21 protein-coding genes and 1 riboswitch are annotated in these 23,726 nt (G+C 39.4%); of the genes, 20 read left to right on the top strand and 1 reads right to left on the bottom strand.

What is annotated here, in order from left to right:
- Nucleotides 1-15 precede the first annotated feature (15 nt).
- From hutH to ACP8HH_RS14235, 3 genes are all read left to right on the top strand, one after another.
- Nucleotides 16-1,491, top strand: a complete 1,476-nt coding sequence (gene hutH, locus ACP8HH_RS14245; protein ID WP_438312388.1) for a histidine ammonia-lyase — start codon at nt 16-18, stop codon at nt 1,489-1,491.
- 106 nt (nt 1,492-1,597) lie between these two features.
- Nucleotides 1,598-2,488, top strand: a complete 891-nt coding sequence (locus ACP8HH_RS14240) for a 5'-3' exonuclease (RefSeq protein WP_438312386.1) — start codon at nt 1,598-1,600, stop codon at nt 2,486-2,488.
- 21 nt (nt 2,489-2,509) lie between these two features.
- A complete protein-coding gene (locus tag ACP8HH_RS14235; protein ID WP_438312384.1) occupies nt 2,510-3,325 on the top strand; it encodes an STAS domain-containing protein in 816 nt (271 codons plus the stop codon).
- 141 nt (nt 3,326-3,466) lie between these two features.
- Here ACP8HH_RS14235 and ACP8HH_RS14230 read toward each other — a convergent pair whose 3' ends face one another.
- A complete protein-coding gene (locus ACP8HH_RS14230) occupies nt 3,467-3,982 on the bottom strand; it encodes a C39 family peptidase (RefSeq protein WP_438312382.1) in 516 nt (171 codons plus the stop codon).
- Between the two features lie 267 nt (nt 3,983-4,249).
- Here ACP8HH_RS14230 and ACP8HH_RS14225 point away from each other — a divergent pair, with 267 nt between their 5' ends.
- The 17 genes from ACP8HH_RS14225 (at nt 4,250) to ACP8HH_RS14145 (ending at nt 23,726) form a co-directional block, all read left to right on the top strand.
- A complete protein-coding gene (locus tag ACP8HH_RS14225) occupies nt 4,250-6,634 on the top strand; it encodes a 3-hydroxyacyl-CoA dehydrogenase/enoyl-CoA hydratase family protein (protein ID WP_438312380.1) in 2,385 nt (794 codons plus the stop codon).
- A 32-nt stretch (nt 6,635-6,666) separates the two neighbouring features.
- Complete coding sequence (locus tag ACP8HH_RS14220) at nt 6,667-7,842, top strand: acetyl-CoA C-acetyltransferase (protein WP_438312378.1); 1,176 nt, start codon at nt 6,667-6,669, stop codon at nt 7,840-7,842.
- A 33-nt stretch (nt 7,843-7,875) separates the two neighbouring features.
- Nucleotides 7,876-9,663, top strand: a complete 1,788-nt coding sequence (locus tag ACP8HH_RS14215) for an acyl-CoA dehydrogenase family protein (RefSeq protein WP_438312376.1) — start codon at nt 7,876-7,878, stop codon at nt 9,661-9,663.
- 94 nt (nt 9,664-9,757) lie between these two features.
- Nucleotides 9,758-10,117 carry an arsenate reductase family protein gene (locus ACP8HH_RS14210; RefSeq protein WP_438312373.1) on the top strand — a complete coding sequence of 120 codons (360 nt, stop codon included), beginning with the start codon at nt 9,758-9,760 and terminating at the stop codon, nt 10,115-10,117.
- Between the two features lie 74 nt (nt 10,118-10,191).
- On the top strand, nt 10,192-10,575 hold the full coding sequence (gene gcvH, locus ACP8HH_RS14205) for a glycine cleavage system protein GcvH (RefSeq protein ID WP_438312371.1): 384 nt from the start codon (nt 10,192-10,194) through the stop codon (nt 10,573-10,575).
- A 74-nt stretch (nt 10,576-10,649) separates the two neighbouring features.
- On the top strand, nt 10,650-10,985 hold the full coding sequence (locus ACP8HH_RS14200) for a hypothetical protein (RefSeq protein WP_438312370.1): 336 nt from the start codon (nt 10,650-10,652) through the stop codon (nt 10,983-10,985).
- A gap of 44 nt (nt 10,986-11,029) precedes the next feature.
- A complete protein-coding gene (locus ACP8HH_RS14195; RefSeq protein ID WP_438312366.1) occupies nt 11,030-11,329 on the top strand; it encodes a thioredoxin family protein in 300 nt (99 codons plus the stop codon).
- A 352-nt stretch (nt 11,330-11,681) separates the two neighbouring features.
- Nucleotides 11,682-12,461: a Fe-S cluster assembly ATPase SufC gene (gene sufC, locus ACP8HH_RS14190; RefSeq protein WP_438312365.1), complete on the top strand. Its 780-nt coding sequence runs from the start codon at nt 11,682-11,684 to the stop codon at nt 12,459-12,461.
- Between the two features lie 18 nt (nt 12,462-12,479).
- Nucleotides 12,480-13,787 (top strand): Fe-S cluster assembly protein SufD, encoded by a 1,308-nt coding sequence (sufD, locus tag ACP8HH_RS14185; RefSeq protein WP_438312363.1) that lies wholly within the window; start codon nt 12,480-12,482, stop codon nt 13,785-13,787.
- Entirely contained in the window at nt 13,787-15,016 is a 1,230-nt protein-coding gene (locus ACP8HH_RS14180) for a cysteine desulfurase (protein WP_438312360.1), read from the top strand. Before sufD ends, ACP8HH_RS14180 begins: the two co-directional genes overlap by 1 nt.
- The gene (gene sufU / locus ACP8HH_RS14175; RefSeq protein WP_438312358.1) at nt 15,006-15,443 is read left to right on the top strand and encodes a Fe-S cluster assembly sulfur transfer protein SufU; all 438 of its coding nucleotides are present in this window, start codon (nt 15,006-15,008) and stop codon (nt 15,441-15,443) included. The genes ACP8HH_RS14180 and sufU overlap by 11 nt, the downstream gene beginning before the upstream one ends.
- Nucleotides 15,444-15,465: 22 nt before the next feature.
- Nucleotides 15,466-16,863, top strand: a complete 1,398-nt coding sequence (sufB, locus tag ACP8HH_RS14170) for a Fe-S cluster assembly protein SufB (RefSeq protein ID WP_438312356.1) — start codon at nt 15,466-15,468, stop codon at nt 16,861-16,863.
- 139 nt (nt 16,864-17,002) lie between these two features.
- Entirely contained in the window at nt 17,003-17,827 is an 825-nt protein-coding gene (locus ACP8HH_RS14165) for a sulfite exporter TauE/SafE family protein (protein WP_438312353.1), read from the top strand.
- A 3-nt stretch (nt 17,828-17,830) separates the two neighbouring features.
- The gene (locus ACP8HH_RS14160; protein WP_438312351.1) at nt 17,831-19,207 is read left to right on the top strand and encodes a bifunctional metallophosphatase/5'-nucleotidase; all 1,377 of its coding nucleotides are present in this window, start codon (nt 17,831-17,833) and stop codon (nt 19,205-19,207) included.
- Between the two features lie 42 nt (nt 19,208-19,249).
- Nucleotides 19,250-20,038 (top strand): sporulation protein YunB, encoded by a 789-nt coding sequence (gene yunB / locus ACP8HH_RS14155; protein ID WP_438312349.1) that lies wholly within the window; start codon nt 19,250-19,252, stop codon nt 20,036-20,038.
- 56 nt (nt 20,039-20,094) lie between these two features.
- Nucleotides 20,095-20,273, top strand: a riboswitch (Lysine riboswitch).
- A gap of 138 nt (nt 20,274-20,411) precedes the next feature.
- On the top strand, nt 20,412-22,001 hold the full coding sequence (locus ACP8HH_RS14150) for a Na+/H+ antiporter NhaC family protein (protein ID WP_438312347.1): 1,590 nt from the start codon (nt 20,412-20,414) through the stop codon (nt 21,999-22,001).
- A 186-nt stretch (nt 22,002-22,187) separates the two neighbouring features.
- Nucleotides 22,188-23,726, top strand: coding sequence for a sodium-dependent transporter (locus tag ACP8HH_RS14145; RefSeq protein WP_438312345.1), 1,539 nt, complete (start codon nt 22,188-22,190; stop codon nt 23,724-23,726).

The raw sequence follows: 23,726 nt of genomic DNA, 5'->3' as shown, positions 1-23,726 counted from the left end.
TAAAGGAAGGTTGTCATGATTAAGTTAACAGGATCGTCGCTTACGCTTGAACAGATGAATGATATTTTATATAAAGGTTCCAAAGTGATGTTGGATCCAAAAGCCTTGGAACGGGTAAACAAAAGTCGTGAAGCGGTTGAAAGAATTGTCCGAGAAGATCGAACCGTTTATGGCATCAACACAGGTTTTGGTTTGTTTAGTAATGTGAAAATTGATGAAAAAGATACAAAGGCACTGCAACTTCATCTTATACGTTCACATGCTTGCGGTATTGGAGACCCTTTTCCAGAGATTGTTTCTAGAGCGATGGTTGTGCTTCGGTTAAATGCTTTGTTGAAAGGATTTTCAGGCATACGCGCAGAAGTCCTTGAGCGATTTGCTTATATGGTAAACAATCGCATCCATCCCGTAGTTCCACAACAAGGATCTCTTGGTGCATCGGGTGACCTTGCACCCTTATCTCATCTTGCACTCGTTTTGCTTGGTGAAGGTGACGTTTGGGAAGGGAAGAAGCAGATTCCGGCAATGGATATTTGGAAAGAACATGGGCTGGACCCAATTGTACTTGAAGCAAAAGAAGGTTTAGCTCTTATTAACGGCACACAAGCGATGACGGCACAAGGTGTTGTGAATTATTTGGAAGCGGAGTCACTCGCTTTCGATAGTGAATGGATTGCAGCTATGACTGTGGAAGCATTGTATGGAATTACAGATGCGTTTCATCCAGCAATTCACGAAGCACGAGGCTATCCAGAACAAATCGATGTGGCAACAAGAATGTTGGATTGGCTAAATGGCAGTAGTTATACAACTGTACAAGGAGAAAAACGTGTCCAAGATGCCTATTCCATTCGCTGTATCCCACAAGTTCATGGGGCAAGTTGGCAAGTGCTCGGTTATGTAAAAGAGAAACTTGAGATTGAAATGAATGCGGCAACGGACAATCCGCTCATTTTTGACGATGGCAACACAGTCGTTTCAGGAGGTAATTTTCATGGTCAACCAATAGCTTTTGCGATGGATTTCTTAAAGATTGGTATGGCGGAACTGGCCAGTATTTCAGAGCGACGAATTGAACGACTCGTAAATCCACATCTGAACGAAGGTCTGCCTCCATTTTTAAGTCCTGAGCCTGGATTACAGTCCGGTGCAATGATCTTGCAATACTCTGCTGCGAGTCTTGTATCTGAGAATAAAACACTTGCACATCCAGCATCTGTTGACTCAATACCATCATCGGGAAATCAAGAAGACCATGTTTCGATGGGAACAATCGGAGCAAGACATGCTCAATTAATTATTAAAAACGTTAGAAATGTCTTGGCAATTGAAGCGCTTTGTGCGATGACGGGCTGCTTTATAAGAGGCGTAGATGGAATGGCGCCACAGACGCGTAAAAAGTTTGAGGAACTTAATCAAATCGTTATGCCCATTGTAGAAGATCGTGTATTCACACCCGATATCCAAAAGATTGCACAGTTCTTAATGTGAAAAGGAATACATTGACGAGGCGAAATCTTAGCTTTCGTCTTTTTTAATTCAAGATTATGTTAGACTTTAGAAAGACGATAACAACTAATTGGGGGACTAATACGATATGAACGAAGACAAGAAACCGCATATATTACTTATTGATGGAATGGCTCTATTATTTCGATCATTTTTTGCAACATCAGCAATGGGGCATTACTTTCCTAATGCTGCGGGAACACCTACAAATGCAGTCCAAGGATTCGCTCGACATACAATGATGGCAACTTCAATATATCAACCGACTCACATGGCTGTATGTTGGGATATGGGCGCAAAAACATTCCGCAACGAGCTATATGAAGGATATAAATCCCACCGCCCCGAACCAGCACCTGAACTAATTCCACAGTTCGATATGGCAAGAGCCGTTTCCGAATTGATTGGTTGGAAGAATTATGGCATCACTGGAATGGAAGCAGACGATCTAATTGGTTCGATGGTGGAAACATGGGATGGTAGAGCAGATTTAACAATTGTAACGGGGGACAAAGATCTTCTACAACTCCTTAGACCTGGAGTTCAAATTGCATTTATGAAAAAAGGATACAGCGAATACGACATATATACATATGAACGCTTTCTGGAGGAATACGGAATCTCACCAAAGCAATTCATCGAAGTGAAAGCATTTACTGGGGATGCCAGTGACGGATATCCGGGTGTAAAGGGAATCGGCCCAAAAATAGCATTAACACTCATTAAAAAATACGGTACAATCGAGGGTGTACTCGATTCAATCCATGAGCTAACCCCTGCTAGACGTAAAAGAATTGAAGAGGACTTGGATATGCTTTATCTATCAAAACAGCTGGCAGAAATTCATTGTTCTATTGATATGGCGGGTTCCTTAGAAGATTTAGAAATTCCTGTTTATGATCAAGTAAAGAGGGAATTAATTGAAGGACAAGGTTACTCAATGATTGTTCGACAGGCAGACTCACTTTCCTTAAAATAGAAAACGGAAGGATGGAATCATTTGGAGACTTTTTTATTACAATTCAGCAAGAAAATTGTTGAACAGGCGCCACAGTTAGCTCATGTAATTACGGAAAGTCAAAATGAAAGATATTTTGCACTTAAAAGACTTGAGCATGAACTGTATCCAATGCGAATTGAGCTAATAAAACTATATGCAAATTCATTAGTTATGGATGATGATATTAGAATTTCAGAACTAAATAGTTGGGGAGAAAAAGCGGGTTCCGAGTTTGCTAAGTACTCTACCATAACTTTAGATATGATTTTAAGAGAAGTTCCAAGTTATCGTAATATTATTGGAACAGTATTAAAGCATGATGCGATAGAACATGGTGTTGATACAGCTGGAATGTATGATATTGTTACAAGACTTGATAGTGCGGTGAATGATTTAACGTATTTTTTTAGTTTGCCATTTGTGCGGCATGAAAGCGAAAGACTCAAGCTATCTCAATCCATGATCACCGAATTATCAGTGCCAATTGTTTCAATTGATGATGTTACTGCCATTCTTCCATTAATAGGGACTATTGATCATGAACGTTCATTAACTCTTCAGGAACGAGTATTACTGGAGGCTTCTGAGCTTCAACTGAAAACTTTGGTTATTGATTTGTCTGGATTACAAACAACGGATACATTCGTTGTTCAGCAATTATTCCATTTGTTTGATGCCCTTTCTTTACTCGGAATACAGCCTATTGTTAGTGGTATTTCACCTGTAATCGCACAGACCCTTGTGAGTTTAGATCTAAACTTTGGACAAATTAAAAGTTTTGCCTCCATGAAACAAGCTTTGGCATATATTAAGTAAGTACGGGGGACTGTCACCCACACAACATTCATCCAACCCTTGGATTAGCACAACCAAATTCAATTCAATCCAACCGGAGTTCCCTGTGCGATTGGTACCCATTCTGTAATCAGAATTGTGTCTGAATTGTAAAGGAGACTGTCACCCGATAGGTTCGATTTTTACAAATGACAGGATAGATTTATTTTTATTATAAGATATATGACGGATTCTACTTTCACGATTACGTCCTCCATTATCATGAATAATAAGCTGAACTTCTTTGTCCACTAGTTCAAAGCCAATAATTGGAACCCAGTGGTAATTGAATTCATATTGACCTCTCCAACGAAACGTAAACCACTTATCAAATTTTGCTGCAACAGGGCGCCCTTCTTTTATTTGTTTGATGACCTCATCGATTTCGCACTCAGCAACAATCCAACCCGTACTAAGTATTCTGCGCATATTTTGAATGTAACGATATTTAAATAATCCAATCTTTGTGCTCCCAAGAAGTTTATATAATTCATTCACATCATAGGTATATGGATCTTGTGTAATAATATAATCCATTAATACACGTGCTGTTACTGGACCACACGCAGAGGGACGGAAAGACTCGTTAATATCAGTGTCGTATTGTGACTTACCTTGAACATCTAGAAGTATTTTCATTATCGGTTCACCTCCAAGTTATGATCTAATACGTATCTTCATTTAATTCGTAGTTTAGCAAAGCACTTTGCGAATGTCACATCCTTAGGAAAAAGTATATTAATATAATAAAAGGTTTGGGTTTGAAATTTAGGCCACTTTTATAATTTATATAGATTGCGAAAAATTAAAAAATGATTTATAGTTATAGGTATAGATGTTTTTTCTATTTTTTTTACTTAAAAAATGAATGAGCATTCATTCAAAAGATTAAGGGAGGCTTTGCATATGACTTATCAAATTAAAAAAGCAGCGGTATTAGGTTCAGGTGTTATGGGTTCAGGTATTGCAGCACATTTGGCTAATATTGGCATTCCGGTACTCCTTCTCGATATCGTTCCTGGGAAGTTAACAGTAGAAGAAGAAGCAAAAGGTCTTACACTTGAAGATAACCAGATACGTAATAAGTATGCACTAGGAGCATTGCAGCAAGTGCTTAAACATAAACCAGCTCCATTAACAACTAAGAGTAATCTATCCTTAATAGAAGCAGGAAACCTTGAAGATGATCTTGATAAACTAAGTGAAGTTGATTGGATTATTGAAGTTGTTGTCGAGAACCTTGAAATAAAAAAGTCGTTATATGAAAAAGTAGATGCTGTACGTAAACCGGGTACAATAATTAGTTCAAATACATCGGGTATAAGCATCGAAGATATGATTGAAGGGCGTACAGAAGATTTCCAAAAGCATTTTCTGGGAACTCATTTCTTTAACCCACCACGCTACTTGAAACTTTTAGAAGTAATTCCAGCAAGTACAACAGCAAAAGAAGTCGTTGACTTTATGATTCAATTTGGCGAAGACAAATTAGGCAAAGGTGTGGTTGTTGCAAAAGACACTCCGAACTTTATTGCAAATCGAATTGGCACGTACGGTCTTCTTGTAACGCTTCGTGAGATGGAGAAACGTGGATATTCAATCGGTGAAGTAGATTCGGTAACGGGAACGCTTATTGGCCGACCAAAGTCAGCGACATTCCGTACGCTTGATGTTGTGGGACTTGATACATTTATGCATGTTGCTAAGAATGCTTACGATAAAACAGAAGGCGATGAGCAAAAAGTATTTGAATTACCGTCCTTCATGAAGAAAATGATTGATAATGGTTGGATAGGTGCAAAAGCGAAACAGGGATTCTATATTAAAAAAGGCAAAGAAATACTTGAACTCAATCCTGAAACGCTTGAATATGGACCACAGAAGAAATTGCAAACGCCTTCAATTGAAATGGCGAAGCAACAAAAGGGTCTTGCAAATCGCGTGAAATCACTTGTTTACGCGAACGATCGTACCGGAGAACTTTTGTGGAATATAATTGCACCGACACTGCTTTACTCGGCCGAATTAAATGGTGAAATTTCAGATGATATTGTTGCAATTGACAATGCAATGAAATGGGGCTTCGGTTGGCAGCAAGGACCGTTTGAAATTTGGGATGCCCTTGGTGTAGAAAAAACAGTTGCGAAGATGAAGGATGAGGGGGAAATAATACCTTCATTCGTACAAAGCTTACTTGATAAAGGCTATGAAACTTTTTATAAAGAAGAAGATAACGAACTTTACTTCTTTAATGGAAAAAAGTATACACTCGTTCCTGTTAATGAAAAATCAATTGATTTGAAAAGATATAAAAAGAAAAATGGTGTCGTCAAAAAGAACACGGGCGCAAGCTTAATTGATTTAGGTGATGGAATAGCTCTACTTGAATTCCACTCTCAATCCAACTCAATTGGCCCTGATATTATACAAATGATCAATTACGCTGTTGATGAAGTTGAAAAGAACTTTAAAGGTCTCGTTATAGGGAACCAAGGTAAAAACTTCTGTGTAGGTGCGAACCTAGGCATGATTCTAATGGAAGCACAAGATGATAATATTTTCGAACTCGATTTCATAATTCGTTCGTTCCAGAACGCAATGATGAAAATAAAGTATTCAACTAAACCAGTTGTTGCTGCACCATTTGGAATGACTCTTGGAGGTGGAGCAGAAGTTTGTCTCCCTGCGGCACATATTCAAGCGGCATCTGAAACGTATATGGGTCTCGTTGAAGTAGGTGTTGGTTTAATTCCAGGTGGTGGCGGAAACGTCGGTCTTTATACGAAGCACTTAAAAGGTTTGCCGAATGACGTTCATATTGACTATCAATTTATTGCTAATAAGGTATTCGAATCCATTGCAATGGCAAAAGTTTCAACATCAGGTGATGAGGCAAGGGAAAACAACTTCTTGAACTTTGCAGATGGAGTAAGTATCAATGCGGATCATTTAATATATGACGCGAAACAAGTAGCTCTATCGTTGTTTGAAAATGGATATAAAGCTCCGAAACATGAAAAAATCCCTGTAACGGGTGACTCAGGTTACGCCACGATGTTGCTAGGAGCAGAAGGTATGAAATTATCAGGATTTATTAGTGATCACGATTTAAAAATAGCGAAAAAACTTGCTTTTGTATTAGCGGGTGGAAAAGTTCCATACGGCACATTAGTAGATGAACAATATATGCTTGATTTAGAACGGGAGGCATTCCTAAGCCTTGTGGCAGAGCCGAAATCACAACAACGTATGCAAAACATGCTTGTAAAAGGCAAACCATTACGCAACTAATTTAAAAAGCATATATACGAGGAGGAAAAAAGATGCGTGAAGCAGTTATAGTAGCTGGTGCACGGACGCCGGTTGGAAAAGCAGGAAGAGGCTCTCTTATTACTGTCCGTCCCGATGATTTAGGAGCACTTGCAATTAAGGAAACGTTGAAAAGAGCTGGAGGATATGATGGTCCAATTGATGATTTAATCATTGGATGTGCGATGCCTGAAGCTGAGCAAGGAATGAACGTAGCCCGAAATATCGGAGCACTTGCTGGACTTCCAGATACAGTACCAGCCATCACGGTAAATAGATTTTGTTCATCTGGATTGCAGTCCATTGCTTATGCGGCAGAACGAATTATGCTTGGCCATTCACAGGCTATTTTGGCAGGTGGGGTAGAATCTATGAGCATGGTACCAATGATGGGAAACACAATTCGTCCAAACGCAATTCTAGCTGAAACGGCACCCCAGTATTATATGGGAATGGGTCATACTGCTGAACAAGTTGCGGTAAAATATGACGTTAGCCGAGAAGATCAAGATGCGTTTGCTGTTCGCTCTCACGAAAAAGCGGGAGCGGCAATTGCAGCGGGCAAATTCGATGATGGGATCGTTCCTGTTGAAGTTGTAAAACGTACTGTCGACGATAATGGAAAGTATTCGGAAAGCAAATTTATGTTTGAAATGGATGAAGGCGTCAGGCACGGCACGAGTATGGAAGGGCTAGCGAGACTTCGTCCGGCTTTTTCTGTAACAGGTAGTGTTACAGCAGGAAACTCATCACAAACATCTGATGGTGCTGGAGCAGTTCTAGTGATGGACCGCGAAGTTGCAGAAGCTCAAGGACTAAAACCAATCGCAAAATTTCTTTCTTTTGCAGTTGGAGGCGTACCACCTGAAGTAATGGGAATTGGTCCTATTGTTGCGATTCCAAAAGCACTTAAACTAGCGGGATTAACAATCGAAGACATAGATTTATGGGAATTGAATGAAGCATTTGCAGCTCAGTCACTTCAGGTTATCCGTCACTTAGGTCTAGATATGGATAAAGTGAACGTGAACGGTGGAGCAATTGCGCTAGGCCATCCACTTGGAGCCACGGGTTCAATCCTAACAATTCGAATGATGAGTGAATTAAAACGTCAAGGTAAACAATTCGGCGTCGTAACAATGTGTATCGGCGGAGGAATGGGAGCAGCAGGCGTTTTCGAACTACTATAAGTGAAACACCATAAATTAAAGGAGGAACAATTGATGACTGAATTAAAAACGAATGAGTTAATAAAAGGCGGAGCATTTTTAATCGAAGACATAGAGGCTGACCGCGTATTTACACCCGAGGATTTTACAGATGAGCAAAAAATGATTGCAAAAACAACAGAGGATTACGTGAAAAACGAAGTTCTTCCAGTTGTTGAAAAACTAGAAAATCATGAGTTTGATAACTCTGTAAGACTATTAAAATCAGCAGGTGACCTTGGTCTTCTTGGAGCGGATGTTCCTGAAGAATATGGCGGTCTTGGACTAGATAAGATTTCGTCAGCACTAATTGCTGAAAAAATGTCGGTCTCTGGCGGATTCTCAATTACACATGGTGCTCATGTAGGAATCGGTACTTTACCAATTGTTCTTTTTGGTAACGAAGATCAAAAGAAAAAATATTTACCGAATTCCGTTTCAGGTGATAAGATTTTTGCATACGCATTGACAGAGCCTGGATCAGGTTCCGACGCTTTAGGTGCAAAAACAAATGCAAAATTAAACTCTGAGGGTACACATTATGTTCTAAATGGTGAAAAGCAATGGATTACAAATGCCGGATTTGCGGATGTGTTCATAGTATATGCAAAAATTGATGGTGATAAATTCTCAGCATTCATCGTTGAAAGAGAATTCTCGGGTGTTTCAGTTGGAGCCGAGGAGAAGAAAATGGGGATTAAATCTTCATCAACTCGAACGCTTATTTTGCAAGATGCACAAGTACCAGTTGAAAACTTATTAGGTGAAATAGGACGCGGTCATATTATCGCATTTAACATTTTAAATATTGGTCGTTATAAACTAGGAGTAGGAACACTTGGTGGAAGTAAGCGCGCCCTTGAACTTGCGGTAGCTTATACGAACCAGCGTAAACAGTTTAACACGCCGATTTCTTCGTTTAATTTAACAAAAGAAAAGATCTCTACAATGGCATCTAAACTATTTGCAGCAGAAAGTCTTATTTACCGCACAGTGGGATATTTTGAAGAGCGCAACAATGCGATGACTCCCGAAGAACAAAAAGATGGTAAGGCGATTGCCGCTTCGATTGCAGAATACGCAATTGAATGTTCTATTAACAAAATTATAGGTTCAGAAGTTCTGGATTATATTGCGGATGAGGCTGTTCAGCTTCATGGTGGTTACGGTTTTATGGCTGAATACGAAGTTGAACAAATTTATCGTGACTCGCGTATCAATCGTATTTTTGAAGGAACAAATGAAATCAACCGTCTACTTATTCCAGGAACATTCTTGAAGAAAGCAATGAAAGGTGAATTACCATTGCTTGAAAAAGCGCAAAGCCTACAAGAAGAACTTCTTATGATGATGCCTGAAGAAATTGGTGACGAGGCACTTGCACAAGAGAAAGTTCTTGTTAAAAATGCTAAAAAAATAGGTTTACTAGCTGCTGGTATGGCAGCGCAGAAATTTGGTCCGAAACTTGAAGTAGAACAGGAAGTACTCTCTAATATTGCAGACATTGCAAATAATGTTTTTGCAATGGAATCTGCCCTTCTACGTACAGAAAAAGCGATTGCACGTAGTGGCCAGGAGAAAGCACAGCAAATGATTTTATATACAGAAATCTTCTGTCAAGAAGCATTTGAAGCGATTGAGAAGGATGCAAGAGAAACACTTCTTGCAACAGTTGATGGCGATAACCAACGTATGATGATATCTGCTTTACGTAAATTGACACGATCAACACCTTATAATATTATCGTGAAAAAACGTGAAGCATCAGTGAAAATAATCGATGCAGAAAAATATGTTGTTTAATTAAATATAAAATAAAAATAGGAATCATCCGAGTGCCTTTGGGTATTGGGGTGATTCTTTTGTTATACTAAGTAAAAATGGAGGTGATCTATCGATGAAGCTTACATATTACGGTTATCCTAAATGTGGCACATGTAGAAAAGCAGAGAAATGGCTTGAGACAGAAAAGCTTGATTTTGTGAAGGTAAATATTGCAGAAGCTCCTCCATCAGAAGAGCAGCTTCGTGAAATATTTTTGTTCTCAGGCTTGGAACTGAAAAAGTTATTCAATACAAGTGGAATGAAGTACCGGGAACTTAATCTTAAAGACAAACTTCCAACTATGACAGAGGATGAAAAAATACATTTACTATCTTCAGACGGTATGCTTATTAAACGACCGATTGTCGTTGGTAATGGAAAAGCTACTGTTGGATTTAAGGAAGAAAATTTTGAAAGTGTATGGAACAACTAGTATCCCATCTTGTATTTTTTGTCTTTGTATGTCAGAATTAAGTAGAATGAATATATCTTATGGAGGGTTTCAATATGAGTACACCAACTGGATTAAAGTATTCCGATGAGCATGAATGGGTAAAAGAAGAAAATGGTAACTACCGAATTGGTATTACGCACTTTGCACAATCTGAACTAGGTGATATTGTCTTTGTTGAACTTCCAGAAGTTGGAGATGAAATCAAAGCGGATGAGCCTTTTGGTAGTGTTGAATCCGTAAAAACAGTTTCTGAACTTTATGCTCCAATTAGTGGAAAAGTAGTAGAAATGAATGAAGAGTTGGAAGATAGCCCTGAATTCGTTAACGAATCCCCATATGAAAAAGCATGGATGATTGTTGTTGAGCCTTCTAATGTGTCTGAGTTGGATGCGTTAATGACTGCAGAAGACTATGACAAAATGACAACTGGTGAATAATTAAAAGTGAAAACGCCGTTATTATGCACGGCGTTTTTTTCTCGGTTTAAATAAAATTCCGGGGAGGAATTACTTTGTATGAAGGAAAGTTACTGATTGTCGAAGGTAGGTCGGACCGAAAGCGACTCATTCCTATTTTAGCGGAACCAGTAAAAATTATTTGTACAAATGGTACAATCAGTCCGTATGAGCTTGAGGAATTGCTCACACCGTACGAAGACTGGGAACTATTTGTTTTTGTAGATGCGGATGATTCAGGCGAGAAAATTCGAGCTTTATTTAAAAGGGAATTTCCCTTGGCTAAACATATATATACTGAAAAAGTTTATAAACAAGTTGAAACAACCCCAAGTGAAGTACTAATAGAAGTATTACTTAAAGCGAAATTTAAAGTGCATAGGAACTTTTAAACATCATTCTTCCGAAGGACAATTACTTATAAAGGAATGATTGAATGGAAATGTGGTCACGAAGTCAGTGGGAAAATGTCACAATCAAATCCCCTATAAGTGTTTTTTATTTATATACTCCAATGTGTGGAACTTGTGCAGTTGCCTCAAAAATGTTGGAAGTAATATCGGTTATGAAGCCCGACTTACCAATGGGAAAGGCTGACTTAAATTATATTCAAGATTTCGCGGTGGATTATGAAATTGAAAGTGTGCCGTGCTTATTAATTGCAAAAGATGGAATTATACAACGTAAGATCTACGCATTTCAATCAGTCCCAGATCTACTAGATATTCTAAGTTAACCTGGAAACGGTCAAATCTATTAATATATAATTAGAACTTTGGAGACACTACTTAGTACAATGTTTTCTTCTGAGATGAAACTTATATTAAAGTAAGTAAATACTTATTTACTTTGAGCCGGTACACCGTGTGCCGGTTCTTTATTATATTATTTTTCTCATTAGCAAGTTGGCAATTGAAAATAACGGATGTTGTTTCAAATGCATTTTAGAAATCTTGAATTTAGGCTAATTCATAGAAGGTCAATGTTTCTCAAACATTTGCAAGCGGATGCCATTTCGGTTAAGATTAGAATGATACTAAATAAAGAATGGATATCCATTCGTAACTTAACATATTGGAGGTAAAGGAATGTCTACTTTAGAAATTAAAGACCTTCACGTTGAAATTGAAGGCAAGGAAATATTGAAAGGCGTCGATTTGACGATTAATACAAATGAGATCCATGCAATTATGGGTCCAAACGGTACAGGAAAATCAACTCTCGCGCAAGCGATTATGGGGCATCCAAGATATAAAGTAACTGCAGGTACAATTACACTTGATGGTGAAGATGTACTTGAAATGGAAGTCGACGAGCGTGCGAAAGCAGGGATTTTCCTTGCAATGCAATACCCAAGTGAAGTTACAGGCGTTACAAACGCAGACTTCTTACGTTCAGCTATCAATGCAAAACGTGGCGAAGGTGACGAGATTCCGTTAATGAAGTTCATTCGTGAACTTGATACTAAAATGGAAACACTTGAAATGCATGAAGACATGGCAACACGTTACTTGAATGAAGGATTCTCAGGTGGAGAGAAAAAACGTAACGAAATTCTTCAACTTATGATGTTGCAACCCAAAATCGCAGTGCTTGATGAAATTGACTCAGGCCTAGACATTGATGCACTTAAAGTTGTTGCAAAAGGAATTAATGAAATGCGTGGCGAAGGTTTCGGCTGCTTAATCATTACGCATTACCAACGTCTACTTGACTATATTACACCAGATCACGTACACGTAATGATTCAAGGGAAAATCGTTCAATCAGGTAGTGCTGAATTAGCGCATAAGCTTGAAGCACAAGGATATGACTGGCTTCATGAGGAACTTGGTATTGAAGCAGAAACTGTAGAGCAGGAAGCATAAGAAAGGGGACAATTCAAAATGACGGTTGAAACAAAATTGGCATTAACCGAACAGGATGTTCGTTCCTTTTCAAAGAAGATGAATGAAGCAGCGTGGATGACGGATTTCCGTGCGGACGCTTTTGCGAAAGTAGAACAGCTTCCTATGCCAAAACCAGATAAAACAAGAATTGATCGTTGGAACTTTACGGAATTTCCTATCCATTCGGTAGAAAGTTCTGTTTACGCATCATTAGATGAACTTCCAGAAGAGGCGCGTGCACTATTCGACGCTAATCATCAGGGAAATATATACATTCAACATAATAATACGCCTGCATACGTTTCATTGTCTGATGACTTGAAAGCAAAAGGTGTTATTTTAACAGATATTTTCACGGCGACACGTGAACACGCTGACCTTGTGAAGAAATATTATATGACAGACGGCGTAAAAGTTAACGATCACAAATTAACTGCATTAAACGCAGCGTTTATGAACGGTGGCGTGTTTGTTTATGTTCCGAAAAACGTTGTTGTGGAAGAGCCGATTCAAGTGCTATTCCTTCACGACAATGAAGAAGCTTCTCTCTTTAACCATGTGATTGTTGTTGCGGAAGCGAACAGTTCACTAACATACATTGAAAACTACATGTCAACTGTATCAGAGGCAAGAGGACAAGCGAATATTGTCGCAGAAGTATTCACGGGTGCTAACGCACAAGTAACCTATGGTGCTGTTGACATGCTTCCAACTGGATTTACTACATTCGTCAGCCGTCGTGGTGTTACAGGCCGAGATAGTCGTTTGAACTGGGCGCTCGGACTTATGAATGACTGTGACACAATTGCAGAAAACATTACACACCTAGTTGGAGACGGTTCTCATTGTGATATGAAGACAGTTGTTGTAGGACGTGGAAAGCAACGACAAAACTTTACGACAGAAATCATCAGCTTCGGTAAAAACACGAACGGAATGATTTTGAAACACGGTGTTGTTAAAGATGAGTCAACTGCAATCTTTAATGGTATTGGTAAAATCGTACAAGGCGCAACAGGATCGAATGCTGAGCAAGAGTCACGTATGCTTATTTTAAGTCCACGTGCACGAGCAGATGCGAACCCTGTTTTACTCATTGCAGAGGACGAAGTAACAGCAGGTCACGCAGCTTCTGTTGGTCGCGTAGATCCGCTTGAAATGTTCTACCTAATGAGTCGGGGAATTTCAAAAGAAGAAGCAGAACGCCTAATCATTCACGGATTCCTTGCACCAGTCGTCGATCAATTAAAAGTCGAAGGTGTCAAGAAACTGTTGACGGAGGTTATCGAAAGGAAAGTGCGCTAATGCTTAACAAAGACATACGCAAACATTTTCCAATACTAGATCAAGAAATAAATGGGCATCCGCTCGTTTATCTTGATAGTGCTGCAACTTCTCAAAAACCAAAGCAAGTAATAGATGCTATTAGTAACTATTACAAGTTTGATAATTCAAATGTCCACCGCGGGGTGCATACACTTGGAAATCGTGCGACTGAAAGCTATGAAGGTGCGCGCGATAAAGTACGCAACTTTATTAATGCCAAGTCGAGAGAAGAAATTATATTCACTCGCGGAACAACAACAGCGTTAAATATGGTGGCAGAGAGTTACGGTCGTGCGAATGTCGATGTAGGAGACGAAATCGTCATTACGTACATGGAGCACCATTCTAATATCATTCCATGGCAGCAACTTGCTAAAGAGAAAGGCGCTGTTCTAAAATACGTCGAACTTGAAGACGATGGGACACTGTCACTTGATAAAGTGCGTGATGCTGTAACAAATCGGACGAAAATTGTTTCAATTATGCATGTTTCCAACGTGCTTGGAACAATTAACCCGATTAAAGAAATTACAGAAATTGCGCATGCACACGGTGCTGTTATGGTAGTAGATGGTGCACAAGCTGCCCCACATCTTAAAGTAGATGTAGAGTATCTTGACTGTGATTTCTATGCGTTTTCAGGACATAAGATGGGTGGCCCTACAGGAATTGGTGTGCTTTACGGGAAAAAGAGTTTGTTAAATGCGATGGAACCCGTTGAGTTTGGCGGTGAGATGATTGATTTCGTTGGCCTTTATGAATCGACATGGAAAGAACTTCCTTGGAAATTCGAAGGTGGAACACCGATTATCGCAGGTGCAGTTGGCCTCGGAGCAGCAATCGATTATCTTGAAGAAATTGGGCTCGACAATATTGAACGTCATGAACATCAACTTGCTGCTTACGCGCTAGAGCGCTTTGCGAAGATTGAAGGACTCACAGTGTATGGTCCGCTGGATGCCGAAAAGCGTGCAGGTGTGATAACGTTTAATGTTGCAGGTGTTCACCCGCATGACCTTGCGACTGTTTTAGATATGCATGGAATTGCTGTAAGGGCCGGACACCATTGTGCACAGCCGCTTATGAAATGGCTTGATGTATCTGCCACAGCGCGCGCAAGCTTCTATGTTTACAATACAGAAGAAGATGTTGATCGCCTTGTGGACGGACTCCAAATTGCAAAGGAGTATTTCAACGATGTCAACTAGAAATCTTGACCAACTTTATCGTACGGTCATCATGGATCATTATAAATCACCGAAAAATAAAGGTGTGCTTGAAGAGAGTAGTGTCACCGTCGACATGAATAATCCAACATGCGGCGACGTGATTCATTTAACAATGCAAGTTGTGGATGACACGGTTAAAAATGCGAAGTTTGAAGGGGAAGGCTGTTCGATTTCCATGGCATCTGCGTCCATGATGACACAGTTGATTATAGGAAAAAAAGTCGAAGAGGCACTTATCCTTTCCAAAACAATTTCAAATATTATGCTTAGTAAAGAATATGACGACTCCATCGATCTAGGGGATATTGAAGCGCTTTCTGGCGTTGCTAAATTCCCGGCCCGGATTAAGTGTGCAACACTTGCATGGAAGGCGATGGAACAAGGAGTCGGAAAAGACTCCGAGTAACTCTATAGAAGGAGGAATAGTAATGGCTAAAAAACTGCCTGAAATGGGCGATTACGAACATGGTTTTAATGATGGAGATGTCTCTGTTTTCCGTTCAGCACGTGGACTTACGCGTGAAATCGTAGAAGAGATTTCTGGAATGAAAAACGAACCACAATGGATGTTAGATTATCGTCTAAAATCATTGGAACTGTTTTACAGCATGCCAACACCGCAATGGGGTGGCGATCTTAACTCACTCAACTTCGATGAGATTACGTATTATGTAAAAGCATCTGAAGGTACTGAGCGCTCATGGGATGAAGTTCCAGAAGAAATCAAGCGTACATTTGATAAACTTGGAATTCCAGCAGCAGAGCAAAAGTATCTAGCAGGGGTTTCTGCTCAGTACGAGTCAGAAGTTGTTTATCACAACATGAAACAAGAATTAGTAGATATGGGAATTATCTTTAAAGATACAGATTCTGCGCTAAAAGAAGACGAAGAATTATTCAAAAAATACTGGGGTACGGTGATTCCAAACTCGGACAATAAGTTCTCGGCATTGAACTCTGCTGTTTGGTCGGGTGGATCATTCATCTACGTGCCACCAGGTATTAAAGTAGAGTCACCGCTACAAGCCTATTTCCGTATCAACTCGGAAAACATGGGACAGTTTGAGCGTACGCTTATCGTTGTTGACGAAGGCGCAAGTGTCCATTACGTTGAAGGATGTACAGCACCTGTTTTCACAACAAATTCACTTCACAGTGCGGTTGTAGAAATCATTGTCAAAAAAAATGCGTATTGCCGTTACACAACAATCCAAAACTGGGCAAATAACGTTTATAACCTTGTTACAAAACGTGCAGTTGTTGACGCGCACGGTACGATGGAATGGATTGATGGAAATATCGGTTCGAAATTGACGATGAAATACCCAGCGATTTTGCTTCGAGGAGAATACGCACGTGGTATGACATTATCAATTGCAATTGCTGGAAAAGGACAACACCAAGATGCGGGTGCGAAAATGATGCACTTGGCACCAAATACGTCTTCCACAATTGTTTCTAAATCGATTTCCCAAAACGGTGGTAAAGGAACGTACCGTGGAATGGTTCACTTCGGACGTAATGCAGACGGCGCTAGTTCAAGAGTAGAGTGTGACGCATTACTGATGGATGATATTTCAATATCGGATACAATCCCTTACAACGAAATTCTAAATAACAATATTTCACTTGAGCATGAAGCAAGTGTTTCTAAAGTTTCAGAAGAACAGCTCTTCTACTTGATGAGCCGTGGTGTTCCTGAGTTAGAAGCAATTGAAATGATTGTTATGGGCTTCATCGAGCCATTTACGAAAGAACTTCCGATGGAATACGCAGTAGAAATGAACCGTCTCATTAAATTCGAGATGGAAGGTTCTATTGGTTAATAATTAACAAAAAGAACCGGTCCTTGTGGCCGGTTTTTTTGTTACATAGAAAAAGTCTTGATTTAAGTAAAATGCTTCTGATGAAATTCCTTCATATGTTAGTATGGTTAGAGTATTACTTTATTGAAGGAGAATGTAAATGGAATTTATATTATTAGCGGTAATTGGACTTTTATCTGGTGTGGTTGGTGCTTTGGTAGGACTTGGTGGGGGAATTATTCTAGTTCCCGCAACTATATTTGTAGGAATAACTTTGGGGTTAATTGATGGGATTACTCCACAAAGTGTTGTAGGTCTATCGGTTATTATGATGGTTTTTATAGGGCTAGGATCGACTCTCAGCTATATGAAAATAAAAACGATTGATTATCGCAGCGGTATCATCTTTTTTATAGGTAGTATTCCAGGAACTCTTTTAGGTGCATATGTTAATAAAGGGCTTGAGATAAAATCATTTAATCTTTATTTTGGTATGTTATTAATTGTTTTGGCAACATTACTTCTTGTTCGAAAGTATTTGAAACCTATTTATTGGTTTAGAAATCATGGGAAAACTCGTACATTTACGGATAAGCTGGGTGAAACGTATACATATGGATTTCCGATATGGTTTGCGCTTCTCTTAACGTTTGGAATTGGATTTGCCTCTGGTTTATTTGGTATTGGTGGTGGCTCGATAATTGTTCCTGCAATGATATTGCTCTTCTTATTTCCACCACATGTTGCAGTTGGGACTTCCATGTTCATGGTCTTTTTATCAGCAATTGTCAATTCAATCACACATATATCACTTGGAAATGTTCCGTGGCTTTATACAATACCAGTGATCCCAGCAGCATACATTGGGGCGAAGATAGGAGCTAGGCTCAATCAGAAAATGAAGTCCGAAACACTTGTTGTCGCATTACGGATTGTCTTGCTTTTACTAGGTGTTAGGTCAATTGTAGAAGGTTTAATGGGGTGAAAAATGAAACAGTCAATAGAAACAATTCATTTATATCATACAAATGATATTCACAGTCATTTTGAAAACTGGCCGCGCATAAGCGAACTTTTAAAAGAGCGTCGTGCGCGTCACGAAGGCGCCAGGGAAGCGTGCTATGTATTTGATGTTGGGGATCATGTAGACCGTTCACACCCGTTTACGGAAGGAACAGAAGGCAAGGGGAATGTGATGCTACTAAATGATGCCAATTATGATGCTGTGACAATTGGAAACAATGAAGGAATTACGATGTCCAAGAAAGCTTTGACTTCATTGTATGAAGAGGCAGAATTTGATGTCATTTTGGCAAACCTATTTGATGAGGATGGAAGTCAACCCGATTGGGCCATTCCATATAAAATATATACTACGGATAGAGGTACGAAAATCGGTGTAATTGCCGCTACAGCTGAGTATAAAGAGTTTTATAATAAGCTGGGTTGGCAAATAATAGAGCCACGTACTGAACTGAGACGAATTGCAGGTAGCTTAGTGGAGAAAACAGATTTACTTATTTGTTTATCGCATATGGGACTTCCACAAGATGAACAACTTGCTGCTGAATGCAGTGCATTCGATGTAATTTTTGGAGCGCATACACATCATTTGTTCGAGGAAGGAAAACTCATCGGTAATACACTGCTTGCGGCAACTGGTAAATTCGGTGCATTTACTGGACATGTGACAATTCAGTTTGATACAGATGCAAAAGAAATTATTGAATGCAGTGCCAAGGTATATCCAACAGAATCATTACCCGTTTCCGAGCAAGTAAATCGGAAGGTAAAGACACTGATGGATGCCGGCATTGAAACGATGGAAAATCCTGTGTTTTATAATCCAACTATGTTGACGAAAAACTTATTTGGTCCAAGTGCACTTGCTGCATTTTTTGGTAAAGCATTACTTGCACATACAAATGCGGATTGTGCACTATTCAATTCCGGGATATTTCTTGAGGATCTTGATGAAGGTTGGGTAACAAAAAGAAATTTACATTCAATGCTTCCTCATCCCATTAACCCTTGTAAAATAACGCTCAATGGAACTGAGTTAGAAGAAATATATAAGTTATCGCTTAATAAAGAATGGCCATTTATTAAAATTAAAGGGCTTGGTTTTCGTGGCGATTTAATGGGTGCGATGCTTTATGAAAAAATTGCAATGGATAAGTATGGCCAGATTTTTATAGGGAAACAACAAGTTCAAGCAAATAAAAAATACACGCTTGCTACGCTTGATATGTTTACTTTTGGTTTCTTTTTCCCATCATTAAAGCATGCAGAAAAAGAGTATTATATGCCTGAATTGATAAGAGATGTTGTCTCTTCTTTTGGAAAACAATCGGTTAAAGAATAAACGATTCCCTCCTGACATAAACTATTCCAGGAGGGAGTCGTTTTGAAATTTCATGGGCAAGTTAATCGTAGGCCTCGTCGAAAGGTAAAAAAACGCAAGATGATACCACTCCTATTTCTTGCGATTTTATTTGCAATTGTTTTTTCTCTATACTTCGTCAATATGAAACTTACACCAATTTATACGGAATTTGCGGAAGTGCAAACACAAAAAATTGCATCACAAGTTATAAGCAGTGCAATCAATGCTAGAGTAGCTAACGTACTAGATGTCAATGATATTATTGTTAATATCCCTCCAAGTGAATCTGGTGGAATTGTTGGGACAAAGTTTAATACAGAAATAATAAATCGTGTTATTGCAGAAATACAGATACTTGTGCAACAACAACTCGATCAAGCGGAATCAGGTAATTTGGATTTGTTACCTTCTTCTGGAGAAATAGATTATGATCCACAGGCTATGGAAGATAGAGGTGGAATCGTCTTTTTGATACCTATGGGTCAGGCAATCGGATTACCACTCCTCGGGAATTTGGGACCTAAAATACCAATTCGATTTCATGTTATTGGAGAAGTTCAAGCGAATCCAGAGACATCTATCAAAGAGTTTGGGATTAATAATGCTTCTATCGAAGTAAATGTATTGCTCGAGGTAAATGTGCAAATAATCGTACCACTTGCAACGAAAAATAGTGTTGTTAGGCAGAAGATTCCTATTGCGGCAGGTTTGTTTAAAGGCGATGTTCCACCTATTTATAATAAGGGGAGTGGGGATGCAATAACGCCACAAATTGAAATCCCATTTAAGTTGCCAGAAGATAAGGAATAAATGTTTAGTTGAAACAGGGTCGAAATATTGATAACCTAAGAATGTATTAATTATATCGATTGGGTAGAGGCTGCATTGCTTATTAGTCACACACGTGAGATTGACCTTGATGACCGTGTGTAAAAGGAAGCATTGCCGAAGTTTTGTGAATCTGTCAAATTCACTAGACTGGGGTTATTCCAAACAGGAATAACACTGTCATACGCTATTTTGCGTGTGATGAGCTACAAGTCGTACGTTAGATAAGCATCATTCATTTATCCAACTGACGAAACGTAGATAGAGCTGACATCCCTTCACTTGAAATAAGTGTGAGTGGATGTCAGTTTTTTTGCTCCTAGAGGCCTCTTCCCGACGACCTGGAGGTTTTGAAATGGAAGGAACATGGGTATCAATTTTACCACCGGTACTTGCAATTGTAATGGTCTTGATTACAAGAAAGGTGTTACTATCACTTGGAATAGGGATTGTCTCAGCGGCTTTACTTGCAGCATCATTTTCACCAGTTCAATCAGCAGTGAATTTTTGGAATGCTATTACAGTTTCTTTTTGGGACGAGGGTGCATTAAATACATATTCCATTTTTATAATGCTCTTCATATTGCTACTCGGGATAATTACCGCATTTGTTAGTTTATCTGGAGGTAGCCGAGCATTTGCAGAATGGGCGGCAGTGCGTATTAAAACAAAAAGAGGGGCTAAATTACTAACGGTCTTTCTTGGATTTATTTTGTTTGTCGATGATTATTTTAATGCACTTGCAGTTGGACAAATATCTCGTCCAATTACAGACAGCCACAAAATATCTCGTGCCAAATTGGCCTATTTTATCGACTCGACTTCTGCTCCTATTTGTGTCATTTCGCCAATTTCAAGTTGGGGTGCTTATTTAATTGGGCAGCTTGCAATTATATTGGGAAGTGCTGCCACGATTAGCTATTCGCCATTATCAGCTTTCGTGATGATGGCACCGATGAATTTCTATGTTATCACAACACTTGTCTTGGTCGTTTTTCTAGCATGGACAGACATCGATCTATTTGGTATGAAGAAACATGAACAACTCGCTATGGAAACAGGTCAGCTCTATGATCCGAATAAGGAGATTCCGGGTCAATTACAAGAAGATTTTCCTGAACATGAATATGGTCGTGTCAGGGATTTAATACTTCCAATTATAACGCTTGTAGTAGTTGTCTTAGTAATGATGATTTGGACGGGTTATTTGGAAAGTATGGCGAGTTTAGGTTCGGCAACCATATGGTCGATTTTTGAAAATACTAATGTTCCACTTTCACTGCTTACTGGAGGACTTGTCGGTACACTTGTTGCGGTTGGTCTATACATGAATCAGATGAGATATAATTCTACAGCGAATATCTCCTTGATGGGCCGCGCACTCAAAAGTGGTTTAAAAGCAATGTTGCCCGCAGTCTCAATATTAATATTAGCATGGGCACTGACGGATCTTATTGCAGTTCTGGAAACTGGCGTATATTTGTCAGAACTCGTTGAAAAAACGAATGTTCCTATTGCCTTTCTTCCTGTAATCATGTTTGTTTTTGCGGGACTTATGGCTTTTTCTACAGGAACTTCATGGGGGTCATTTGGTATCTTACTACCGATAGCAGGAGAAATAATGATTGAGGCAGCCCCTGAAATGTTGTTGCCGGCACTTGCAGCAGTTCTTGCTGGAGCAGTGTTTGGCGATCATTGCTCACCGATTTCGGATACTACGATATTATCCTCGACCGGGGCGGGCTGTAATCATATTGACCATGTCGCAACGCAATTACCTTATGCTCTTATTTGTGCAGGAATTGCGGGAATTGGATATATTGTTTTAGGTCTTACAGGTTCTATTTGGTTCGGATTGATAGCAATTATTATTATACTCATTGCTTTTCTAACTGGGTTAATCATTCGTAATAATAAGAACGAAGCACTAGTAAATCAAGGATAATGTGAGCAAAGAAGCTATTCATTTGAATAGCTTCTTTATTCTAATATAATAATTTCTGGAGTAAAATATGTTTTGACAATAGTCTGATAGAGGATTATACTTAGCTTGTGTGAAAGTGTTTTAGTTCGGAAAATAAAAATACCCGAATCTTAAGTTGTGTAAGAAAAGGGAAAAGGAGGAATTTGTATGGCGCAACGTTCTCAGTGGGGGACAAGAGCGGGTTTTATTATGGCAGCTGTAGGCTCTGCGGTTGGACTCGGTAACATTTGGCGCTTTCCATATGTAGCGTACGAAAACGGTGGTGGAGCATTCTTTATACCTTATTTATTCGCACTTTTAACCGCCGGTATTCCGATTTTAATCATGGAGTTTACAATGGGTCATAAGTATCGTGGTTCAGCACCACTTTCATTCTTTAGAATGGGAGGAAAGAAAGCGGAATGGCTAGGTTGGTGGGGAATTTTTGTTTCCTTTGTCATCTCAGTCTACTACGCTGTTATTATCGCTTGGGCGATGAAGTATACGGTCTATTCATTTAAATTATCATGGGGAACGGACACGGAAAGTTTTCTTTTTGGAGATGTTCTTAATTTAGCTGAAACACCTGGCCAGGCTGGTGGATTCGTTCCTGGAGTTTTATTCCCACTACTACTTGTATGGGCGCTCGCATTTATTATTTTATTTGCCGGAGTTCAAAAAGGAATTGAATTGGCGAACCGAATATTTATACCAACGCTTTGTGTTGTTTTCCTTTTGGTCGTTATTCGTGCGGTTACACTTGATGGTGCGTTACTCGGTCTTGATGCGTTCTTCAAACCAGATTTATCGAAGCTAATGAATCCGACCGTTTGGGTTGCGGCATACGGGCATATTTTCTTCAGTTTGTCGATTGCATTTGCGATTATGATCACGTATTCAAGTTATCTACCTAAGAAATCCGATATTACGAACAACGCTTTCATTACTGGATTTGCAAACTCTGCTTTTGAACTACTTGCAGGTATCGGAATTTTCGCAGCACTTGGTTTTATGGCAACACAAGCAAATGTTGCTGTAGCAGAAGTAGCATCAGCGGGTGTTGGGCTTGCATTTGTTGTATTCCCGCAAATCATTAATGAGATGCCGGGATTCAATGGCCTCTTCGGAGCCGCATTCTTCCTGTCGCTCACCTTGGCTGGGCTCACCTCGCTTATTTCAATAAGCGAAACGTATATTGCAGGAGTGTCCGACAAGTTCAACTTATCTAGAAGCAAGGCTGTAATTATAACTGTTGGAACTGCAACGGTTATATCGACATTATTCGCAACGCGCGGAGGGCTTTACTTCCTAGATGTAGCTGATTATTTCATTAACCAATTTGGAGTTGCGGCGATTGGGCTCGTTGAAGTTGTGCTAATCGCATGGGCATTTAAGAAACTCGGCGTTTTCAAGGATCACGCGAATGCCGTTTCAGATATTAAGGTCGGAGCATGGTGGACGATTTGTCTTAGCGTCGTTACACCACTCGTACTTGGTTACATGATGTTTGGACTGTTAAGAGTGAACATCTTGAAATTACATGAAAAAAATGGTGAAATTATCGGAAACTATGAAGGTTATTCAAATGGCTTCATTTGGGCAAGCGGATGGTCTGTTGTAATTTTCGCGATTGGTATGGCAGTCATCTTCACATTGTTTAAATGGAGAAAGAATACGCTTGAAACAAGCGATTATGAAGAAGACTAA

It is taken from the genome of Sporosarcina sp. FA9 (assembly GCF_051550205.1).
Classification (GTDB): Bacteria; Bacillota; Bacilli; order Bacillales_A; family Planococcaceae; genus Sporosarcina.
This window is presented reverse-complemented; position numbering and strand designations above follow the sequence as displayed.